The sequence below is a fragment of the Vibrio sp. 1078-1 genome, from assembly GCF_033340475.1.
This window is the reverse complement of the sequence record NZ_JAWOWM010000758.1, coordinates 1-547: the sequence shown is the minus strand read 5'-3', so window position 1 is coordinate 547 and position 547 is coordinate 1. Positions and strand designations below refer to the sequence as shown.

The 547-nt window shown below is 48.8% G+C and carries 1 protein-coding gene and 1 pseudogene; both read left to right on the top strand.

Translation table 11 applies throughout. The features are described 5' to 3' along the window. Window positions 1-94 (top strand): annotated as a pseudogene (locus R7190_RS29905) (phosphoribosylaminoimidazole carboxylase, catalytic subunit); the annotation flags it as partial. Between the two features lie 4 nt (window positions 95-98). After that, on the top strand, window positions 99-547 hold a 449-nt coding region (locus R7190_RS29900; protein ID WP_318138212.1), incomplete at its 3' end, for an ATP-grasp domain-containing protein.

Genomic DNA, 547 nt, shown 5'->3' with positions numbered 1-547 from the left:
TACTCATGACGAAAGCATCATGGCGAAGGTAGAAGCGTTCCGCAATGAACAGACGGAAACCGTACTGGCTAACCCAAATCCAGCTGAGGATTAATCAGATGCATGTACTGGTTCTCGGATCAGGTCAGTTGGCTCGCATGATGTCTCTGGCTGGTGCACCACTGAACATCCAAATCTCGGCTTACGATGTCGGTAGCGGTAACGTTGTCCATCCTCTTACCCAACAGGTGCTTGGTCATGGTTTGGAAAATGCCATTGAACAAGTGGATGCGATCACCGCAGAATTCGAACATATTCCTCACGATGTACTCGACATCTGTGAATTAAGTGGCAAGTTCCTCCCTAGTACCGCAGCCATCAAAGCAGGCGGTGACCGCCGTGTTGAAAAAGCGCTACTCGATAATGCTGGTGTGCGTAATGCAAAGTACTACGTGATTGAGACACGTGAAGATTTTGAACGCGCAATTGAACATGTTGGCATGCCTATGGTGCTGAAAAGTGCATTGGGTGGTTACGATGGTAAAGGGCAATGGCGCTTGAAAGAGGC